Here is a 21122-nt window from a genome sequence, read left to right as displayed (position 1 = left end):
CACCGATTTCAGACATAAAAAAACCCGCCGAAGCGGGTTTTTTATTTCAGGCGTATCGCACGATTACTCGTCGTTACCGCCCAGGCCTGCGTTCAGCAGTTCTGCCAGGCTGGCAGAAGCGTCTTCAGCAGTCACCTGAGGTGCCGCAGGGATTTCACCTGCTGCACGGCGACGCATACGATCCTGGTGGTACGCATAACCGGTACCGGCCGGGATCAGTCGACCCACGATGACGTTCTCTTTCAGGCCGCGCAGTTCGTCGCGTTTACCCGCAACGGCTGCTTCGGTCAGCACTCGAGTGGTCTCCTGGAACGATGCCGCGGAGATGAAGGACTCGGTTGCCAGAGAGGCTTTGGTGATACCCAGCAGATCGCGTGCAAAGGTCACGTTGATCTTGCCGTTCGCATCCAGTTCGCGGTTAGCGATCTTAATGCGGGAGTATTCAGCCTGCTCGCCTTCCAGGAAGTCGGAGCTGCCTGCGTTAACGATGGTGGCTTTACGCAGCATCTGACGAACGATAACTTCGATGTGTTTATCGTTAATCTTAACGCCTTGCAGACGGTAAACGTCCTGTACTTCGTTAGTGATGTAACGAGTTACAGCGTACACGCCACGCAGACGCAGGATGTCATGCGGAGACTCTGGACCATCGGAAACAACGTCACCACGTTCAACACGCTCGCCTTCGAACACGTTAAGCTGACGCCATTTCGGAATCATCTCTTCGTACGGCTCGCTACCGTCTACCGGGGTGATAACCAGACGACGTTTCCCTTTGGTTTCTTTACCGAAGGAAATGATACCGCTGATTTCAGCCAGGATTGCCGGCTCTTTCGGACGACGGGCTTCGAACAGGTCAGCAACGCGTGGCAGACCACCGGTAATATCCTTGGTACCGCTGGATTCCTGTGGAATACGCGCCAGGGCGTCACCGGAGCTGATCTGAATACCATCTTCCAGCTGAACAATCGCTTTACCCGGCAGGAAGTACTGAGCCGGCATATCGGTGCCAGGGATCAGAACGTCGTTGCCTTTAGCATCAACGATTTTCAGAGCAGGACGCAGGTCTTTACCACCCGCAGTACGCTCAGCAGAATCCAGAACGACCAGAGAAGACAGACCGGTCAGCTCGTCGGTCTGACGAGTAATGGTCTGGCCGTCGATCATGTCGGTAAAGCGAATGAAACCACTCACTTCCGAGATAACCGGCATGGTGTGTGGATCCCAGTTTGCTACGGTTTCACCGCCGGCAACCTGCTCGCCATCACCTTTCGCCATCACAGCACCGTAAGGCACTTTGTAGCTTTCTTTGGTACGACCGAATTCGTCGATCAGTTTCAGCTCTGTGTTACGAGAAGTGATAACCAGTTTACCGCTGGAGTTCACAACCGACTTCGCGTTGCTGAGCTTGATGCTACCTTTGTTCTTAACCTGAATGCTGGATTCAGCAGCAGAACGGGATGCCGCACCACCGATGTGGAACGTACGCATCGTCAGCTGTGTACCAGGTTCACCGATGGACTGTGCCGCGATAACCCCGATAGCTTCACCTTTGTTGATGATGTGACCACGTGCCAGGTCGCGACCGTAGCAGTGAGCACACACGCCAAAGTCAGTTTCGCAACCTACTACGGAACGGACTTTCACGCTGTCAACGGAGTTAGCTTCCAGCAGGTCACACCACTGTTCGTGCAGCAGCGTGTTGCGTGGAACCAGGATATCCGCAGTGCCAGGCTTCAGAATATCTTCAGCAGTCACACGACCCAGTACGCGATCGCGCAGCGGCTCTTTAACGTCGCCACCTTCGATAACTGGCGTCATGGTGATGCCTTCCAGGGTGCCACAGTCGTCTTCAGTGACGACCAGATCCTGGGCAACGTCTACCAGACGACGAGTCAGGTAACCGGAGTTCGCCGTTTTCAGTGCGGTATCCGCCAGACCTTTACGAGCACCGTGAGTGGAGATGAAGTACTGGAGTACGTTCAGACCTTCACGGAAGTTCGCGGTGATTGGCGTTTCGATGATGGAGCCATCTGGCTTAGCCATCAGGCCACGCATACCGGCCAGCTGACGAATCTGTGCTGCAGAACCACGAGCACCGGAGTCGGCCATCATGTAGATGCTGTTGAAGGAAACCTGCTGCTCTTCGACGCCGTCACGGTTAATCACGGTTTCGGTTTGCAGGTTATCCATCATCGCTTTGGATACACGATCGTTCGCCGCAGCCCAGATATCGATAACTTTGTTATAGCGTTCGCCAGCGGTAACCAGACCGGACTGGAACTGCTCCTGGATCTCAGCAACTTCAGCTTCCGCTTCGCTGATGATCTCGTATTTTTTCTCCGGGATGACCATGTCATCAATACCAACGGATGCACCTGAACGCGCTGCGTAAGCAAAGCCGGTGTACATCGTCTGGTCCGCAAAAATAACGGTCGGTTTCAGGCCCAGAATACGGTAACAGGTGTTCAGCATCTTAGAGATGGCCTTTTTACCCAGCGCCTGGTTGACGATGGAGAAAGGCAGACCTTTCGGTACGATCATCCACAGAATCGCACGACCAATGGTGGTGTCGATCAGGCTGGTTTTCGCAACGAATGTGCCCTGAGCATCTTTTTCGTATTCGGTGATACGCACTTTAACGCGCGCATGCAGAGAGGCCAGGCCAGCGCGATAAATACGCTCAGCTTCTTTAGGGCCAGTCAGCACCATGCCTTCGCCTTTGGCGTTAACACAGTCACGGGTCATGTAGTACAGACCCAATACAACGTCCTGAGAAGGAACGATGATTGGCTCACCGTTCGCTGGAGACAGGATGTTGTTGGTAGACATCATCAGCGCACGCGCTTCCAGCTGAGCTTCAAGCGTCAGTGGAACGTGTACTGCCATCTGGTCACCATCGAAGTCGGCGTTATATGCCGCACAAACCAGCGGGTGCAGCTGGATAGCTTTACCTTCGATCAGAACAGGTTCAAATGCCTGGATACCCAAACGGTGCAGAGTTGGTGCACGGTTCAGCAGTACCGGGTGTTCGCGGATAACTTCGTCCAGGATATCCCAAACGACAGCTTCTTCACGCTCAACCATTTTCTTAGCAGCTTTGATGGTGGTCGCGAGGCCACGCAGTTCCAGCTTGCCGTAGATGAACGGTTTGAACAGCTCCAGTGCCATTTTCTTCGGCAGACCGCACTGATGCAGACGCAGGTATGGACCTACGGTGATTACAGAACGACCGGAGTAGTCAACACGTTTACCCAGCAGGTTCTGACGGAAACGACCCTGCTTACCTTTGATCATGTCGGCCAAAGATTTCAGAGGACGTTTGTTAGAGCCGGTGATGGCACGACCGCGACGGCCGTTATCCAGCAGGGCATCTACCGCTTCCTGCAGCATACGTTTTTCGTTACGTACGATGATGTCAGGCGCAGCCAGATCAAGCAGACGTTTCAGACGGTTGTTACGGTTGATCACGCGACGGTACAGATCGTTCAGATCTGAGGTTGCGAAACGACCACCATCCAGCGGTACCAGCGGACGCAGATCTGGCGGCAGAACCGGCAGAACGGTCAGGATCATCCACTCTGGTTTGTTACCAGACTGAACGAACGCTTCCAGCAGCTTGATACGCTTGGTCAGCTTTTTACGTTTGGTTTCGGAGTTGGTTTCGTTCAGCTCTTCGCGCAGAGTTTCACACTCTTGCTCCAGATCCATGCTCTTCAGCAGGGCCTGAATAGCTTCCGCACCCATCTTCGCATCGAATTCGTCACCGAACTCTTCCAGCGCATCCAGATACTGCTCTTCAGTCAGGATCTGACGGCGCTCGAGGTTGGTCATCCCGCCTTCGATAACAACATAAGATTCAAAGTACAGCACGCGCTCGATATCACGCAGCGGCATATCCAGCAGCAGGCCGATACGAGATGGCAGAGACTTCAGGAACCAAATGTGGGCAGTTGGAGAAGCCAGTTCGATGTGACCCATACGCTCACGACGAACTTTAGTCTGGGTAACTTCTACGCCACACTTCTCACAAATGACACCACGGTGCTTCAGGCGCTTGTACTTACCGCACAGGCACTCGTAGTCTTTCACTGGCCCAAAAATACGGGCGCAGAACAGACCGTCACGCTCAGGTTTGAACGTACGGTAGTTGATGGTTTCCGGCTTTTTAACTTCACCGAAAGACCATGAACGGATCATGTCTGGCGATGCCAGAGCAATTTTGATCGCATCAAACTCTTCGGTTTTAGTTTGCGCTTTCAGAAACTTTAATAAGTCTTTCACGGATTTGCTCCCGTCGGAGTTAGCACTCTGTGATGCCCGGCGTTAGCCGGGCACCCTGGACCTTTTGAGCAACGATTACTCGTCTTCCAGCTCGATGTTGATACCCAGCGAACGGATCTCTTTCAACAGAACGTTGAAGGATTCCGGCATGCCCGGTTCCATCTGATGGTTGCCATCCACGATGTTCTTATACATCTTGGTACGGCCGTTCACGTCATCAGACTTAACGGTCAGCATTTCCTGCAGGGTATATGCAGCGCCATATGCTTCAAGCGCCCACACTTCCATCTCACCGAAGCGCTGACCACCGAACTGAGCCTTACCACCCAGCGGCTGCTGAGTAACCAGGCTGTAAGAACCGGTAGAACGCGCGTGCATCTTATCGTCAACCAAGTGGTTCAGTTTCAGCATGTACATGTAACCTACGGTTACCTGACGCTCAAACTGTTCACCGGTACGGCCGTCGAACAGGGTAATCTGACCAGAAGATGGCAGACCGCCGAGTTGCAGCAGCTCTTTGATTTCCGACTCTTTTGCACCGTCGAATACCGGAGTAGCAATCGGCATACCTTTTTTCAGGTTTTCAGCCAGACGCAGAACTTCTTCGTCGGTGAAGGTATTCAGATCAACCTTCTGACGAACGTCTGTACCCAAGTCATACGCTTTCTGGATGAATTCGCGCAGTTTCGCGACTTCCTGCTGCTGTTTCAGCATGGCGTTGATCTTCTCGCCAATGCCTTTCGCAGCCATACCCAGGTGGGTTTCCAGGATCTGACCGATGTTCATACGAGATGGTACGCCCAGCGGGTTCAGTACGATGTCTACCGGCGTGCCGTTTTCATCGTATGGCATATCTTCGATCGGGTTGATCTTGGAGATAACACCTTTGTTCCCGTGACGACCTGCCATCTTGTCACCAGGTTGAATCTGACGTTTAACGGCCAGATACACTTTCACGATTTTCAGCACGCCAGGTGCCAGGTCATCGCCCTGAGTGATTTTGCGGCGCTTAGCTTCGAGTTTCTTCTCAAACTCGTGCTTCAGCTCGTCGTACTGCTCTGCCAGCTGCTCCAGCTGGTTTTGCTTCTCTTCGTCGGTCAGGCCCAGTTCCAGCCAGCGGTCACGTGGCAGTTTGTCGAGCTTGTCAGCTTCAACACCACCGGAAACCAGCACGGCATAGATACGGCTGAACAGACCCGCTTCGAGGATCTGCAGTTCTTCAGACAGGTCTTTCTTAGCCTGCTTCAGCTGCATCTCTTCGATTTCCAGCGCACGTTTGTCTTTTTCCACACCATCGCGGGTGAAGACCTGAACGTCGATAACAGTACCGGAAACACCGTTTGGTACGCGCAGGGAAGAGTCTTTAACGTCAGACGCTTTCTCACCGAAGATTGCACGCAGCAGTTTTTCTTCTGGCGTCAGCTGGGTTTCACCTTTCGGCGTTACCTTACCAACCAGAATATCACCGCCGGTCACTTCAGCACCGATGTACACGATACCGGATTCATCCAGTTTGGAGAGCGCAGCTTCACCCACGTTAGGGATGTCAGCAGTGATCTCTTCTGGCCCCAGTTTGGTGTCGCGAGACACACAAGCCAGTTCCTGAATGTGGATGGTGGTGAAACGGTCTTCCTGAACAACACGCTCGGATACGAGGATGGAGTCTTCGAAGTTGTAACCGTTCCAAGGCATGAACGCTACGCGCATGTTCTGGCCAAGCGCCAGCTCACCGAGGTCGGTAGACGGGCCGTCTGCCAGCACGTCGCCACGTTCGATCGGCTCACCCAGGGACACACAAGGCATCTGGTTGATGCAGGTGTTCTGGTTAGAACGGGTGTACTTGGTCAGGTTGTAGATGTCGATACCCGCTTCGCCTGGGTACATCTCGTCTTCGTTAACTTTGATAACGATACGGGATGCATCAACGTACTGAACGGTACCGCCACGTTTAGCTACGGCAGTAACACCGGAGTCAACGGCTACAGCACGTTCCATACCGGTACCAACCAGCGGCTTATCAGCACGCAGAGTTGGAACCGCCTGACGTTGCATGTTCGCACCCATCAATGCACGGTTGGCGTCATCGTGTTCCAGGAACGGGATCAGGGACGCACCGACGGAAACCACCTGCTGGGTGGAAACGTCCATGTAGTCAACCTGGTCGTTGCTGAACAAGCTGGATTCGCCTTTGCTACGGCAGGTAACGAGGTCGTCTACGAAACGGCCTTCTTCGTTCAGGTTAGTGTTCGCCTGAGCGATGACGTAGTTACCTTCTTCGATAGCAGACAGGTAATGAATTTCGTCGGTCACAACACCGTCAACCACGCGACGATACGGAGTCTCAAGGAAGCCGTATTCGTTAGTCTGTGCGTACACGGACAGGGAGTTGATCAGGCCGATGTTTGGACCTTCAGGGGTTTCGATTGGACACACACGACCGTAGTGGGTTGGGTGTACGTCACGTACTTCGAAGCCCGCGCGCTCACGGGTCAGACCGCCTGGGCCCAACGCGGAGATACGACGTTTGTGCGTAATCTCGGACAGCGGGTTGTTCTGGTCCATGAACTGAGACAGCTGGCTGGAACCGAAGAACTCTTTCACTGCCGCAGAGATTGGCTTGGCGTTGATCATGTCCTGAGGCATCAGGGTATCCAGATCGCCCAGAGACAGACGCTCTTTCACCGCACGCTCAACACGCACCAGGCCAACACGGAATTGGTTTTCCGCCATTTCGCCTACGGAACGGATACGACGGTTGCCGAGGTGGTCGATGTCATCCACTTCGCCTTTGCCGTTACGGATATCGATGAGCTTCTTCATCACTTCGATGATGTCGTCGTTGCTCAGGATACCGGAACCTTCAATCTCTTCACGCAGCAGAGAACGGTTGAACTTCATACGACCTACCGCAGACAGATCGTAGCGGTCTTCAGAGAAGAACAGATTCTCAAACAGGCTTTCGGCTGCTTCGCGTGTTGGTGGCTCACCAGGACGCATCATGCGGTAGATCTCAACCAGCGCGCTCAGGCGGTCGTTGGTTGGGTCGACGCGTACGGTTTCAGAAATGTACGGGCCGTGATCCAGGTCGTTGGTGAACAGCGTTTCGATACGCTTGTGGCCTGACTGGCTCAGTTTGGCCAGCAGATCCAAAGACAGTTCCATGTTCGCCGGGCAAATCAGTTCGCCGGTAGAAGCATCAACGTAGTCTTTAGCCGCAACTTTACCGGCAATGTACTCAACAGGAACTTCGATATGTTTGATATCGTCTTTTTCCAGCTGGCGAATGTGGCGCGCGGTGATACGGCGGCCTTTTTCAACGTACACTTTGCCGTCAGCTTCGATGTCGAAGGAGGCGGTTTCGCCACGCAGGCGCTCCGGTACCAGCTCCATCTGCAGCTTGTTGTCACGGATTTCGAAATTAACTTTCTCAAAGAACAGGTCAAGGATCTGCTCAGTGGTGTAGTTCAGTGCGCGCAGGATGATGGTCGCAGGCAGTTTGCGGCGACGGTCAATACGCACGAACAGGTTATCTTTCGGGTCGAATTCGAAGTCCAGCCAGGAACCACGGTAAGGGATGATACGTGCGTTATACAGCACCTTCCCTGAAGAGTGGGTCTTACCTTTGTCACTGTCGAAGAACACACCCGGGCTACGGTGAAGCTGAGAAACGATAACGCGCTCAGTACCGTTGATAACGAAGGTCCCGTTGTCGGTCATGAGCGGAATCTCGCCCATGTACACTTCTTGTTCTTTGATGTCTTTAACGGTGCCTTCCGGCGCTTCGCGCTCGTAGATCACCAGACGCAGTTTTACACGCAGCGGAGCAGAATACGTCACGCCACGGATTTGACATTCTTTAACGTCAAATACAGGTTCGCCCAGGCGATAGCTCACATACTGCAGCTCGGAGTTACCGCTGTAGCTTGCGATCGGGAATACGGAGCGGAAAGCTGCTTCCAGGCCGTACTGTCCTTCGGGATCTTGCTCGATAAACTTCTGGAACGAGTCAAGCTGGATAGAAAGGAGATAAGGAATGTCCAGTACTTGTGGACGCTTTCCAAAATCCTTACGAATACGTTTTTTCTCGGTATAGGAGTAAACCATTAGGGTTCCTCAGCTCGCTGACAAGTCGACCCATCTGCCCGTCGAAAGGGGCAGTTTATGCAACACTATTTTGTGGACCGGAAAGTGGAACACTCCCCGCAATACCTGTTTCTATCACTCTTAAACCATTTCATTGCGCTTTACCCCGGAACTCCCGGCGTAGAAAGTCGCAGTATATTAAGGCGTCGATAGAAACATGCATTGAATGGAAACCAGCAGTCAAACAGTGTGAAACACTACTGGCACCCTACAGCGCAAAAAGGCTGGTGACTAAAAAGTCACCAGCCATCAGCCTAATGACTTAGGCTGCAACCGGAAAGGTTGGCTTATTTAACTTCAACTTCAGCGCCAGCTTCTTCCAGAGATTTTTTCAGAGCTTCTGCGTCGTCTTTGCTGATGCCTTCTTTCAGAACGGCATTCGGGGTTTCTGCCAGGTCTTTAGCTTCTTTCAGACCCAGGCCAGTTGCGCCACGAACTGCTTTGATTACGGCAACTTTGTTAGCGCCAGCAGATTTCAGAATAACGTCGAACTCAGTTTTTTCTTCAGCAGCTTCAGCTGGGCCAGCAGCAACAGCTACAGCAGCAGCAGCAGAAACACCGAATTTTTCTTCCATTGCAGAGATCAGTTCTACAACGTCCATTACGGACATAGCGGATACTGCTTCAATGATTTGATCTTTAGTGATAGACATTTAAATTGTTCCTGAATATCAGAATAAGTTTATACGTAAGCGAATACTTGATAAAGAAAACTGCGATTAAGCAGCTTCTTTCGCATCGCGTACAGCAGCCAGAGTACGAACCAGTTTGCCAGCCGAAGCTTCTTTCATGGTTGCCATCAGGCGTGCAATTGCTTCTTCGTAGGTCGGCAGAGTTGCCAGGCGGTCGATTTGCGACGCCGGGATCAGCTCACCTTCAAAGGCAGCGGCTTTGACCTCAAATTTTGCATTCGCTTTAGCGAACTCTTTGAACAGACGAGCAGCAGCGCCCGGGTGTTCCATAGAATATGCAATCAGGGTCGGACCAACGAACGCGTCTTTCAGGCACTCAAACTGAGTACCTTCAACAACACGGCGCAGCAGGGTGTTACGAACAACACGCATGTAAACGCCGGCTTCGCGACCTGCTTTACGCAGTTCGGTCATTTTGTCTACAGTAACGCCACGGGAATCCGCAACTACTGCAGACAGCGCGCCTTTGGCTACTTCGCTGACTTCAGCAACAATCGCTTGTTTGTCTTGAAGATTTAAAGCCATTAGCTTTTGCTCCTGGGTTTTAGCCGGGACGAAACGTCCCGAAACTCACTTCGCACTTAACCAAAATGGAAAAGTGCGTCTACATACGGTGAGCAGAAACAAGCTAAAGACTATCTAAAAATATTCTTCAGGTTCTGTCACCGTCTACGCAGGCAATTAAGTCTCTTGCGAAACACCTGCGGTCTTGGACGGAGGCCTGGATAAGGCCAGGCTCCAACCGAAAATTCTTTGTGTTCTGCCTAAACAGAACAACGGGCGTAAGATAATAGACTAATCTTTCGCCCGCGTAAAGGCGATTATTAGTTCGCCGCTGCGTTCAGACCAGCCTGGTCAACCGCAACACCTGCACCCATGGTGGTGGAGATGCTAACTTTCTTGATGTACACGCCTTTTGCCTGAGATGGTTTTGCTTTTTTCAGCGCAACCAGCAGAGATTCCAGGTTTTCTTTCAGTTTGTCAGCGTCAAAGTCCACTTTACCGATGGTGGTGTGGATGATGCCGTTTTTGTCGTTACGGTAACGAACCTGACCTGCTTTAGCATTTTTAACTGCTTCAGCAACGTTAGGAGTTACGGTACCAACTTTCGGGTTTGGCATCAGGCCGCGTGGACCCAGAACCTGACCCAGCTGGCCAACAACGCGCATTGCATCTGGAGATGCGATAACAACGTCGAAGTTCATTTCGCCTTTCTTGATCTGGTCAGCCAGATCTTCCATACCTACCAGCTCTGCGCCAGCAGCTTTAGCTGCTTCAGCGTTAGGGCCCTGAGCAAATACGGCTACGCGAACGGAACGGCCAGTACCGTGTGGCAGTACAGTTGCACCACGAACGTTCTGGTCAGATTTACGAGCATCGATGCCCAGGTTAACAGCAACGTCAACGCTTTCAACGAACTTAGCGGTAGCCAGTTCTTTCAGCAGAGCGATAGCTTCGTTGATGTCGTACTGTTTGGTAGCATCAACTTTGTCACGGATCACGGACATGCGCTTGGTCAGTTTAGCCATTTCTTAGTCCTCCACTACCAGGCCCATGGAACGTGCAGTACCTTCAATGGAGCGAGTCATCGCTTCAATGTCGGAACCAGTCATGTCGGCAGCTTTGGTCTGCGCGATTTCCTGCAGCTGGGCGCGGGAAACTTTACCTACTTTGTCTTTGTTCGGCTTACCGGAACCAGACTTGATACCAGCCGCTTTCTTCAGCAGAACTGCTGCTGGAGGGGTTTTGGTAACGAAAGTGAAAGAACGGTCAGCGTAAACGGTAATAACAACCGGAATTGGCAGACCTTTTTCCAGGGATTCAGTTTTTGCGTTAAACGCTTTACAGAATTCCATGATGTTCACACCCTGCTGACCCAGAGCTGGACCAACTGGTGGACTTGGGTTCGCCATACCAGCTGCAACCTGCAGCTTGACGTAGGCTTGTACTTTCTTAGCCATTCTAAAATCCTCTGATTGGGTAATAGCGCCTCAAGAAGGCTCCCCGTGAATAAACGTCTTACGTGTACTGGACACATAAAAACAAAAGGCGCGAAATTGTATGCCAATTTCGCGCCCTGTGCAATGAACAATCGCTGCTTAAACGATCAAATTATCAGGCTTTTTCCACCTGAGCAAAATCCAGCTCAACCGGTGTTGCACGACCAAAGATGGAAACGGAAACCTTCAGGCGGCTCTTCTCGTAATCCACTTCTTCCACTACACCGTTGAAGTCCGCAAATGGACCGTCATTAACGCGAACCATTTCACCTGGTTCAAACAGCGTTTTCGGACGCGGCTTGTCACCCACCTGCTGCAGGCGGTTCATGATCGCATCAACTTCTTTATCGCTGATTGGGGCTGGACGATCGGAAGTCCCGCCGATGAAACCCATTACGCGCGGAACGCTACGCACCAGGTGCCAGCTCGCATCGTTCATCACCATCTGGACCAGAACGTAACCCGGGAAGAATTTACGTTCGCTCTTACGGCGTTGGCCACCGCGGATTTCAACAACCTCTTCGGTTGGAACCATCACTTCGCCAAACAGCTCTTCCATATTATGGAGTTTGATATGTTCGCGCAGCGACGTGGCTACACGACCTTCAAAACCGGAAAACGCCTGAACGACGTACCAACGCTTTTTAGGGGCTTCAGACATCTCAGAACCTCAGGCCAGTAATAAAAGATACCAGGCGGACCAGAATACCATCCAGCCCCCACAGAATCAGTGACATCACAGCGGTAACCGCTGCCACGATTAAAGTGGTGTGCAGAGTTTCCTGGCGAGTAGGCCAAATAACCTTACGTACTTCCGTTCTTGCTTCACGAGCAAACGCTACGGTTGCTTTGCCTTTTACCGTCAGCAGCGCAACACCACCTGCTGCTGCAATCAGAATGACCACAGCCAGTGCTCGAAGCGGCAGAGTGATATCACGATAAATGTAGTTGCCCACGATTGCCACGAGCAGCAAAACGACTACTGCCAGCCACTTCATCGCTTCGAGGCCACGCCCGCTCCCTTGAGCTTCGGTATTCGCACTCATAAACCAACCTGTCACAATAAATCAGACAAACACTTTTGCCCCGCCACTGCGAGGCAAACCAAACCGAATGGCTCTTTTCAGACACTACCCGGCATAAACGCCATCTTCAGAGCCTGTCTCAGCAATGATTATCGGTAAAAAATCACTGATGAGCCAGGTTCTGGTTCGAAAGCGTACAAAAAGGGCATCAAATGATGCCCTCTTCTTGTGCATTGCGTCAAATGTTATCAGCGATTAAGCGATAACTTTAGCTACAACGCCTGCACCAACGGTACGACCACCTTCACGGATTGCGAAACGCAGACCGTCATCCATCGCGATTGGGTGGATCAGGGTAACAACCATTTTGATGTTGTCGCCTGGCATTACCATCTCTACGCCTTCTGGCAGTTCGATGGTACCGGTCACGTCAGTAGTACGGAAGTAGAACTGTGGACGGTAGCCTTTGAAGAACGGAGTATGACGGCCGCCTTCGTCTTTGGACAGGATGTACACTTCAGATTCGAACTTGGTGTGTGGCTTGATAGAGCCTGGCTTAGCCAGTACCTGACCACGTTCGATTTCTTCACGTTTGATACCACGCAGCAGAACACCTACGTTCTCACCAGCACGGCCTTCGTCCAGCAGTTTGCGGAACATTTCAACGCCGGTACAGGTAGATTTCGCAGTATCTTTGATACCAACGATTTCAACTTCTTCACCCACTTTAACGATACCGCGCTCTACACGACCGGTAACAACGGTACCACGACCGGAGATGGAGAATACGTCTTCGATTGGCAGCAGGAACGGCAGGTCGATTGCACGTACTGGTTCTGGGATGTAAGAATCCAGGAAGCCAGCCAGTTCAACGATCTTAGCTTCCCACTCTGCTTCGCCTTCCAGCGCTTTCAGAGCAGAACCACGGATGATTGGGGTGTCATCGCCTGGGAAGTCGTACTGAGACAGAAGTTCACGAACTTCCATTTCAACCAGTTCCAGCAGCTCTTCGTCATCAACCATGTCACATTTGTTCAGGAACACGATGATGTAAGGAACGCCAACCTGACGACCCAGCAGGATGTGCTCACGGGTCTGAGGCATAGGGCCGTCAGTCGCAGCAACAACCAGGATAGCGCCGTCCATCTGAGCAGCACCGGTGATCATGTTTTTCACGTAGTCGGCGTGCCCTGGGCAGTCAACGTGCGCGTAGTGACGAGTCGGGGTGTCGTACTCAACGTGGGAGGTGTTAATGGTGATACCACGAGCTTTCTCTTCTGGTGCGTTATCGATCTGGTCGAATGCACGAGCAGAACCACCGTAGGTTTTAGCCAGAACGGTAGTGATTGCAGCGGTCAGCGTTGTTTTACCATGGTCAACGTGGCCGATAGTACCGACGTTAACGTGCGGTTTTGTACGTTCAAACTTTTCTTTAGACATCGATTGTCCCTCTAAGACACGGATAAATCGGTGATATCACCACATCAACCAGGCATATGCCTGAATTAGCTGAATGCATTAACAGAAGAGAAACAGGGAGGAGATAAAGAAGTGGTGCTGATAGGCAGATTCGAACTGCCGACCTCACCCTTACCAAGGGTGCGCTCTACCAACTGAGCTATATCAGCACATCTTGTTGGAGCGGGCAGTGGGAATCGAACCCACATCATCAGCTTGGAAGGCTGAGGTAATAGCCATTATACGATGCCCGCATCCTGGAACTCGGCTACCTGAATCTTTCTGTAGTGAATATGAGAGAAGGCCTCTCAGTATTCGGGTCGACAAACTGTTCGTTTATCGCACCGGGCTTCGCAATGCGTTGCCGAATATGGTGGTGGGGGAAGGATTCGAACCTTCGAAGTCGATGACGGCAGATTTACAGTCTGCTCCCTTTGGCCGCTCGGGAACCCCACCTGGGGTACTTGATGGTGCCGGCTACCGGAATCGAACTGGTGACCTACTGATTACAAGTCAGTTGCTCTACCTACTGAGCTAAGCCGGCATCAAGTAGCGCGCATTCTAGGAAGAGAGCGCCGCTCATGCAACAAAAAAATCGCATAAAATGCACTACCGCTCATATTTTGCGCTAGATCTCGAGAATATGGCGGCTAAAGCACCAATTGAGAGCAAATTTTCATCGTTCCCGGCATCCGTTTTTCCTGGGAGTAGGTGCCTGACGATGCCTGAATGACAAATAATAATCATCAGAAATAAGACTGTCCCTCTAAAATAGCTCGCAGCCCCTTCTTTCACTGCAAGCGCAACGTGATGCACCCGCCGTAATACATCAATGTTGTTGATTTTTTCTTATCGTTCTCTTCATTCAGGTGTTACCCTCCTGCCCACTGTTGAAAAGTTAAATACGCGGCATACTTTTTATACACAACGTCTGATTACTTGCGTTCGAGAATGTAGCGCGTAAATTTTGTCCTGAATTACAGGCAGAAGCATGCTTATGAGTAATAAAGAGCAAATGTTGGCAACAACCCCTTATCTACAATTTGACCGGAGCCAATGGGCAGCATTGCGTGACTCTGTTCCCATGACGTTAACCGAAGGGGAAATCGCCCGGTTAAAAGGCATTAACGAAGACCTCTCCCTGGAAGAGGTGGCGGAGATTTATCTGCCGCTGTCTCGTCTGCTCAATTTCTATATCAGTTCAAACCTACGGCGCCAGGCAGTACTCGAGCAGTTCCTTGGCACCAATGGCCAACGTATTCCCTACATCATCAGTATTGCGGGAAGCGTGGCTGTCGGAAAGAGCACGACAGCGCGTGTGCTGCAGGCGCTACTCAGCCGTTGGCCTGAGCATCGTCAGGTTGAACTGATTACCACCGACGGCTTCCTTCATCCAAATAAAGTGCTTAAAGAGCGCAATTTGATGAAGAAGAAAGGTTTCCCTCAATCCTATGATATGCATCGCCTGGTGAAGTTTGTCTCTGACATCAAATCTGGCGCAACCAACGTGACGGCACCTGTGTACTCACATTTGGTGTACGACGTGATCCCCGAGGGCGATAAGACCGTTGCCCAGCCGGATATCTTGATTCTGGAAGGGTTAAACGTTCTGCAAAGCGGAATGGATTATCCTCACGACCCACATCATGTATTTGTTTCTGACTTCGTAGATTTTTCTATATATGTAGATGCGCCGGAAGAACTATTACAGAATTGGTATATAAATCGGTTCTTAAAGTTCCGTGAAGGTGCATTCACCGATCCAAACTCTTATTTCCACAGCTATGCAAAGCTCTCTAAAGATGAAGCGATAAACATTGCAACGCAGCTATGGAATGAAATTAATTTATTGAATTTAAAACAAAACATATTACCAACACGAGATCGTGCAAGCTTGATTATGACAAAAAGTGCTAATCATGCCGTTGATTGTGTCAAGCTGAGAAAATAATAAGATGAGGGGGGATTCCCCCTCTCTTTAATTTACGCCGCGCAGAGAAATCTCACCGCCAACCCAGGCCTTTATTACTCCGTCCTGCTCCAACAATAATCCACCCTGCTCATTAATGCCGCGAGATATTCCATGAACCTCTCGTTCTCCAATAATGAGTTTTACCGGCCGATTAATAAAGTTATCCAGTTTTTCCCAACGAGGCAGGAACGGTAATAAACTTTCTTGCTCAAAGAGTTGTAATGCCGTACGTAATTCCTGGATTAGAGTGACAGCCAACGTATTCCTGTCAATGCGGATACCAGCTTCCTGAAGGTTGATCCATCCCTGATTAATCACATCTGTAGCAACATTACGCATTGCAAGATTGATCCCAGCGCCGATAACGATTTGCGCTGCATCCCCTGTTTTACCGGTGAGTTCAACCAGAATACCAGCAAGCTTACGGTCATTGAGATAGAGGTCATTTGGCCATTTTACCCTGACGTCTTCAGCGCCAAGGCGTTGTAATACTTCCGCCATCACAATACCAATAACCAGACTGAGCCCAATTGCCGCAGCTGGCCCCTGTTCCAGACGCCAGTACATGGACAAATAGAGATTTGCTCCAAAGGGCGAGAACCACTGACGGCCTCGTCTTCCACGCCCGGCCTGCTGATATTCAGCTATGCAGGCATCACCAGATTGAAGGGAATTAAGGCGATCGAGCAGATACTGGTTGGTAGAATCAATCACCGGGAGGACAGCCACGCTCCCGTTAGCTATTTGTGACTTAATAAAGCCTTCATCCAGTAATTGGATAGGCTCCGGCAAACTATATCCTTTCCCCGGCACGGTAAATACGTCAATACCCCAGTCTCGCAGAGTCTGTACGTGCTTATTAATGGCCGCACGACTCATCCCTAACTGCTCACCCAGCTGCTCACCTGAATGAAACTCACCGTCTGCCAGAATACCAATTAACGTTAACGGAACTCGATTGTCTTTCACGCGATAGTCTCCACGGCACTGGCTTCCCCTTTGCTCGCCATAAAGCGAACTTCTGGTTCAAGCCAGACATCAAACTTTTCACCAACCTGTTGGCGTACGTAGTGTGCAAGGGCAACAATATCTGCGCTGCTGGCATTTTCTTCGTTAATGATAACCAAAGCCTGTTGCCGATGAATCGCAGCTCCACCAATGCGGTATCCCTTCAACTGGCATTGATCGATCAGCCAACCTGCTGCAAGTTTAACGCTGCCATCTGGCTGAGGGTAATGGGGGACGTTCGCGCCGCAAGAAATCAGTTTTTCTGCCTGTTCCGCGCTAACAACGGGGTTTTTGAAGAAACTGCCGGCATTACCATTCACTTTTGGATCGGGCAGCTTCGAGCGTCTCATATTGCAGACGCTTTCAAAAACCTGCTGGGGTGTAACAATCGCAGGATCCAGTTTAGCCAGATCGCCGTAGCTGAGCACCGGCCTCCAGGCTTTAGGCAAGCGATAGCCAACGGCAATAATTGCAAAGCGGTCCTGGTAGTCATGTTTAAAGATGCTGTCCCGGTAGCCAAAGCGACATTCTGCGTTTGTTAAACGCAGTGCCTGGCCATTACTTAGCTCAACGCAATCGACATAGTTACATACCTGTTTAATTTCAACACCATATGCACCAATATTTTGAATGGGCGATGAGCCAGCACAGCCCGGAATCAGAGCGAGGTTTTCCAGACCAGGCATGCCTTGTTGGAGAGTATATTCCACGAGGTGATGCCAGTTTTCACCAGCGCCGACATGGAGCAACCAGGCATCATCCGTCTCAACAATCTCAATTCCTTTAATGCGATTGATAATGACCATGCCTTCGAAGTTTTCGAGGAAAAGAACGTTACTGCCTTCCCCCAGAATAAGGACTGGCTGATGAGCCTGCGTCGATTCTGCCCATGCTTCAGTAAGCTGTTGTACAGATTCAGCGATAACAATATGTGCCGCAGTTGCCTGAATACCGAAGGTATTGAAGGGTTTAAGAGAGGAGTTCATGTCAGCCATTTTCCGGAATATCAACTCAACTAGTTTACCCGATCCTGTTAGGATTGGCTTGCCTGTCTCAGTTGAACACGCACAGCAAAAAGGCCCAGTCTTTCGACTGAGCCTTTCGCTTTTATTTGATGCCTGGCAGTTCCCTACAATTCTCGTATCATCCTGATACTCGCCCCTCCGGGGCCGCCGCGAGCGGCGTTCAAAAGTGTTCCCGACACTTTTGTCGCATGCCCATGCTCGTGCAGAGAATTTCCTGATACCAGATAAACAAAAAACCCCAGCCGTCAGGCTGAGGTTTTTTGTTTTATTTGATGCCTGGCAGTTCCCTACTCTCGCATGGGGAGACCCCACACTACCATCGGCGCTACGGCGTTTCACTTCTGAGTTCGGCATGGGGTCAGGTGGGACCACCGCGCTACGGCCGCCAGGCAAATTCTGTTATTGACCGCTATGCTCGCGCATAACCATCAATCTAATCCTGAACTAAGCTGAAAATCTCTCTAAAACACCTTCGGTGTTGTAAGGTTAAGCCTCACGGATCATTAGTACTGGTTAGCTCAACGTATCACTACGCTTACACACCCAGCCTATCAACGTCGTAGTCTTCAACGTTCCTTCAGGACCCTTAAAGGGTCAGGGAGAACTCATCTCGGGGCAAGTTTCGCGCTTAGATGCTTTCAGCGCTTATCTCTTCCGCATTTAGCTACCGGGCAATGCCATTGGCATGACAACCCGAACACCAGTGATGCGTCCACTCCGGTCCTCTCGTACTAGGAGCAGCCCCCCTCAATTCTCCAGCGCCCACGGCAGATAGGGACCGAACTGTCTCACGACGTTCTAAACCCAGCTCGCGTACCACTTTAAATGGCGAACAGCCATACCCTTGGGACCTACTTCAGCCCCAGGATGTGATGAGCCGACATCGAGGTGCCAAACACCGCCGTCGATATGAACTCTTGGGCGGTATCAGCCTGTTATCCCCGGAGTACCTTTTATCCGTTGAGCGATGGCCCTTCCATTCAGAACCACCGGATCACTAAGACCTGCTTTCGCACCTGCTCGAGCCGTCACTCTCGCAGTCAAGCTAGCTTATGCCTTTGCACTAACCTCACGATGTCCGACCGTGATTAGCTAACCTTCGTGCTCCTCCGTTACGCTTTAGGAGGAGACCGCCCCAGTCAAACTACCCACCAGACACTGTCCGCAACCCGGATCACGGGTCTACGTTAGAACATCAAACATTAAAGGGTGGTATTTCAAGGTTGGCTCCACGCAGACTGGCGTCCACGCTTCAAAGCCTCCCACCTATCCTACACATCAAGGCTCAATGTTCAGTGTCAAGCTATAGTAAAGGTTCACGGGGTCTTTCCGTCTTGCCGCGGGTACACTGCATCTTCACAGCGATTTCAATTTCACTGAGTCTCGGGTGGAGACAGCCTGGCCATCATTACGCCATTCGTGCAGGTCGGAACTTACCCGACAAGGAATTTCGCTACCTTAGGACCGTTATAGTTACGGCCGCCGTTTACCGGGGCTTCGATCAAGAGCTTCTCCTTGCGGATAACCCCATCAATTAACCTTCCGGCACCGGGCAGGCGTCACACCGTATACGTCCACTTTCGTGTTTGCACAGTGCTGTGTTTTTAATAAACAGTTGCAGCCAGCTGGTATCTTCGACTGCCTTCAGCTCCACCCGCGAGGGGTTTCACCTACCGACAGCGTGCCTTCTCCCGAAGTTACGGCACCATTTTGCCTAGTTCCTTCACCCGAGTTCTCTCAAGCGCCTTGGTATTCTCTACCTGACCACCTGTGTCGGTTTGGGGTACGATTCAATGTTACCTGATGCTTAGAGGCTTTTCCTGGAAGCAGGGCATTTGTTACTTCAGCACCGTAGTGCCTCGTCATCACACCTCAGCGTTAACAGAAGTCCGGATTTACCTAAACTTCCCGCCTACATGCTTAAACCGGGACAACCGTCGCCCGGCTAACATAGCCTTCTCCGTCCCCCCTTCGCAGTAACACCGAGTACAGGAATATTAACCTGTTTCCCATCGACTACGCCTTTCGGCCTCGCCTTAGGGGTCGACTCACCCTGCCCCGATTAACGTTGGACAGGAACCCTTGGTCTTCCGGCGAGCGGGCTTTTCACCCGCTTTATCGTTACTTATGTCAGCATTCGCACTTCTGATACCTCCAGCAAACCTCACAGTTCACCTTCAACGGCTTACAGAACGCTCCCCTACCCAACAACACATAGTGTCGCTGCCGCAGCTTCGGTGCATGGTTTAGCCCCGTTACATCTTCCGCGCAGGCCGACTCGACCAGTGAGCTATTACGCTTTCTTTAAATGATGGCTGCTTCTAAGCCAACATCCTGGCTGTCTGTGCCTTCCCACATCGTTTCCCACTTAACCATGACTTTGGGACCTTAGCTGGCGGTCTGGGTTGTTTCCCTCTTCACGACGGACGTTAGCACCCGCCGTGTGTCTCCCGTGATAACATTCTTCGGTATTCGTAGTTTGCATCGGGTTGGTAAGCCGGGATGGCCCCCTAGCCGAAACAGTGCTCTACCCCCGAAGATGAGTTCACGAGGCGCTACCTAAATAGCTTTCGGGGAGAACCAGCTATCTCCCGGTTTGATTGGCCTTTCACCCCCAGCCACAAGTCATCCGCTAATTTTTCAACATTAGTCGGTTCGGTCCTCCAGTTAGTGTTACCCAACCTTCAACCTGCCCATGGCTAGATCACCGGGTTTCGGGTCTATACCCTGCAACTTAACGCCCAGTTAAGACTCGGTTTCCCTGCGGCTCCCCTATACGGTTAACCTTGCTACAGAATATAAGTCGCTGACCCATTATACAAAAGGTACGCAGTCACCCCATAAAGAGGCTCCCACTGCTTGTACGTACACGGTTTCAGGTTCTTTTTCACTCCCCTCGCCGGGGTTCTTTTCGCCTTTCCCTCACGGTACTGGTTCACTATCGGTCAGTCAGGAGTATTTAGCCTTGGAGGATGGTCCCCCCATATTCAGACAGGATACCACGTGTCCCGCCCTACTCTTCGAACTCACAACTTGTGCATTTTAGTGTACGGGAGTATCACCCTGTACCCTGCGACTTTCCAGACGCTTCCACTAACACACAAACTGATTCAGGTTCTGGGCTGCTCCCCGTTCGCTCGCCGCTACTGGGGGAATCTCGGTTGATTTCTTTTCCTCGGGGTACTTAGATGTTTCAGTTCCCCCGGTTCGCTTCATTACGCTATGTATTCACGCAATGATAGTGTGACGAATCACACTGGGTTTCCCCATTCGGAAATCGCCGGCTATAACGGTTCATATCACCTTACCGACGCTTATCGCAGATTAGCACGTCCTTCATCGCCTCTGACTGCCAGGGCATCCACCGTGTACGCTTAGTCGCTTAACCTCACAACCCGAAGATGTTTCGCTTCAGATTATGAAAATTTGAGAGACTCGAACATGTCTTAACCTCATTCTTTATTACGGAAGAATGAGACGACATGTCGTTTCAATTTTCAGCTTGTTCCGGATTG

General features: G+C 51.3%; 12 protein-coding genes, 4 tRNA genes and 2 rRNA genes. 1 reads left to right on the top strand and 17 read right to left on the bottom strand.

Going from position 1 to position 21122, the window contains the following annotated elements; genetic code table 11:
• Positions 1-63: 63 nt before the first annotated feature.
• The 13 genes from rpoC to LH86_RS06210 all read right to left on the bottom strand — a co-directional run bounded on the left by rpoC (position 64) and on the right by LH86_RS06210 (position 14146).
• Entirely contained in the window at positions 64-4284 is a 4221-nt protein-coding gene (gene rpoC, locus LH86_RS06270) for a DNA-directed RNA polymerase subunit beta' (protein WP_039299359.1), read from the bottom strand.
• A gap of 75 nt (positions 4285-4359) precedes the next feature.
• Complete coding sequence (gene rpoB / locus LH86_RS06265; RefSeq protein ID WP_039299356.1) at positions 4360-8388, bottom strand: DNA-directed RNA polymerase subunit beta; 4029 nt, start codon at positions 8386-8388, stop codon at positions 4360-4362.
• Between the two features lie 326 nt (positions 8389-8714).
• Complete coding sequence (rplL, locus tag LH86_RS06260; RefSeq protein WP_008460150.1) at positions 8715-9080, bottom strand: 50S ribosomal protein L7/L12; 366 nt, start codon at positions 9078-9080, stop codon at positions 8715-8717.
• A 66-nt stretch (positions 9081-9146) separates the two neighbouring features.
• A complete protein-coding gene (gene rplJ / locus LH86_RS06255) occupies positions 9147-9644 on the bottom strand; it encodes a 50S ribosomal protein L10 (RefSeq protein WP_002438625.1) in 498 nt (165 codons plus the stop codon).
• A gap of 299 nt (positions 9645-9943) precedes the next feature.
• On the bottom strand, positions 9944-10648 hold the full coding sequence (gene rplA / locus LH86_RS06250) for a 50S ribosomal protein L1 (RefSeq protein WP_039289255.1): 705 nt from the start codon (positions 10646-10648) through the stop codon (positions 9944-9946).
• A 3-nt stretch (positions 10649-10651) separates the two neighbouring features.
• Entirely contained in the window at positions 10652-11080 is a 429-nt protein-coding gene (rplK, locus tag LH86_RS06245; protein ID WP_008460147.1) for a 50S ribosomal protein L11, read from the bottom strand.
• Positions 11081-11234: 154 nt separating this feature from the next.
• Complete coding sequence (nusG, locus tag LH86_RS06240; RefSeq protein ID WP_003862341.1) at positions 11235-11780, bottom strand: transcription termination/antitermination protein NusG; 546 nt, start codon at positions 11778-11780, stop codon at positions 11235-11237.
• Between the two features lies 1 nt (position 11781).
• Complete coding sequence (gene secE / locus LH86_RS06235; RefSeq protein WP_008460146.1) at positions 11782-12165, bottom strand: preprotein translocase subunit SecE; 384 nt, start codon at positions 12163-12165, stop codon at positions 11782-11784.
• 234 nt (positions 12166-12399) lie between these two features.
• Positions 12400-13584 (bottom strand): elongation factor Tu, encoded by a 1185-nt coding sequence (gene tuf / locus LH86_RS06230; protein ID WP_038476797.1) that lies wholly within the window; start codon positions 13582-13584, stop codon positions 12400-12402.
• 112 nt (positions 13585-13696) lie between these two features.
• A tRNA-Thr gene (locus tag LH86_RS06225) sits at positions 13697-13772 on the bottom strand.
• 9 nt (positions 13773-13781) lie between these two features.
• Positions 13782-13856 (bottom strand) — tRNA-Gly (locus tag LH86_RS06220).
• Between the two features lie 117 nt (positions 13857-13973).
• Positions 13974-14058, bottom strand: a tRNA-Tyr gene (locus LH86_RS06215).
• Positions 14059-14070: 12 nt separating this feature from the next.
• Positions 14071-14146 (bottom strand) — tRNA-Thr (locus tag LH86_RS06210).
• A gap of 453 nt (positions 14147-14599) precedes the next feature.
• On the opposite strand from LH86_RS06210, the gene coaA reads away from it, so the two are divergent.
• A complete protein-coding gene (gene coaA, locus LH86_RS06205; protein ID WP_039305962.1) occupies positions 14600-15553 on the top strand; it encodes a type I pantothenate kinase in 954 nt (317 codons plus the stop codon).
• Between the two features lie 27 nt (positions 15554-15580).
• On the opposite strand, the gene birA is transcribed toward coaA, so the two are convergent.
• The 4 genes from birA to LH86_RS06185 all read right to left on the bottom strand — a co-directional run bounded on the left by birA (position 15581) and on the right by LH86_RS06185 (position 20995).
• Positions 15581-16543: a bifunctional biotin--[acetyl-CoA-carboxylase] ligase/biotin operon repressor BirA gene (birA, locus tag LH86_RS06200; RefSeq protein ID WP_039299351.1), complete on the bottom strand. Its 963-nt coding sequence runs from the start codon at positions 16541-16543 to the stop codon at positions 15581-15583.
• Complete coding sequence (gene murB / locus LH86_RS06195) at positions 16540-17568, bottom strand: UDP-N-acetylmuramate dehydrogenase (protein WP_039305958.1); 1029 nt, start codon at positions 17566-17568, stop codon at positions 16540-16542. Before murB ends, birA begins: the two co-directional genes overlap by 4 nt.
• 313 nt (positions 17569-17881) lie before the next feature.
• Positions 17882-17997: ribosomal RNA gene (gene rrf, locus LH86_RS06190) — 5S ribosomal RNA — on the bottom strand.
• A gap of 92 nt (positions 17998-18089) precedes the next feature.
• A 23S ribosomal RNA gene (locus LH86_RS06185) occupies positions 18090-20995 on the bottom strand.
• Positions 20996-21122 lie beyond the last annotated feature (127 nt).

The sequence above is a fragment of the Cedecea neteri genome, from assembly GCF_000758325.1.
Taxonomy (GTDB): Bacteria; Pseudomonadota; Gammaproteobacteria; order Enterobacterales; family Enterobacteriaceae; genus Cedecea; species Cedecea neteri_B.
This window is presented reverse-complemented; position numbering and strand designations above follow the sequence as displayed.

Bases quoted from the DNA above. Each gene is read 5' to 3' on its own strand.
- rplK (WP_008460147.1), bottom strand. From the start codon at position 11,080: ATGGCTAAGAAAGTACAAGCCTACGTCAAGCTGCAGGTTGCAGCTGGT.
- tuf (WP_038476797.1), bottom strand. From the start codon at position 13,584: ATGTCTAAAGAAAAGTTTGAACGTACAAAACCGCACGTTAACGTCGGT.
- coaA (WP_039305962.1), top strand. From the start codon at position 14,600: ATGAGTAATAAAGAGCAAATGTTGGCAACAACCCCTTATCTACAATTT.
- rplL (WP_008460150.1), bottom strand. From the start codon at position 9,080: ATGTCTATCACTAAAGATCAAATCATTGAAGCAGTATCCGCTATGTCC.
- murB (WP_039305958.1), bottom strand. From the start codon at position 17,568: ATGAACTCCTCTCTTAAACCCTTCAATACCTTCGGTATTCAGGCAACT.
- secE (WP_008460146.1), bottom strand. From the start codon at position 12,165: ATGAGTGCGAATACCGAAGCTCAAGGGAGCGGGCGTGGCCTCGAAGCG.
- nusG (WP_003862341.1), bottom strand. From the start codon at position 11,780: ATGTCTGAAGCCCCTAAAAAGCGTTGGTACGTCGTTCAGGCGTTTTCC.
- rpoB (WP_039299356.1), bottom strand. From the start codon at position 8,388: ATGGTTTACTCCTATACCGAGAAAAAACGTATTCGTAAGGATTTTGGA.
- rplJ (WP_002438625.1), bottom strand. From the start codon at position 9,644: ATGGCTTTAAATCTTCAAGACAAACAAGCGATTGTTGCTGAAGTCAGC.
- rplA (WP_039289255.1), bottom strand. From the start codon at position 10,648: ATGGCTAAACTGACCAAGCGCATGTCCGTGATCCGTGACAAAGTTGAT.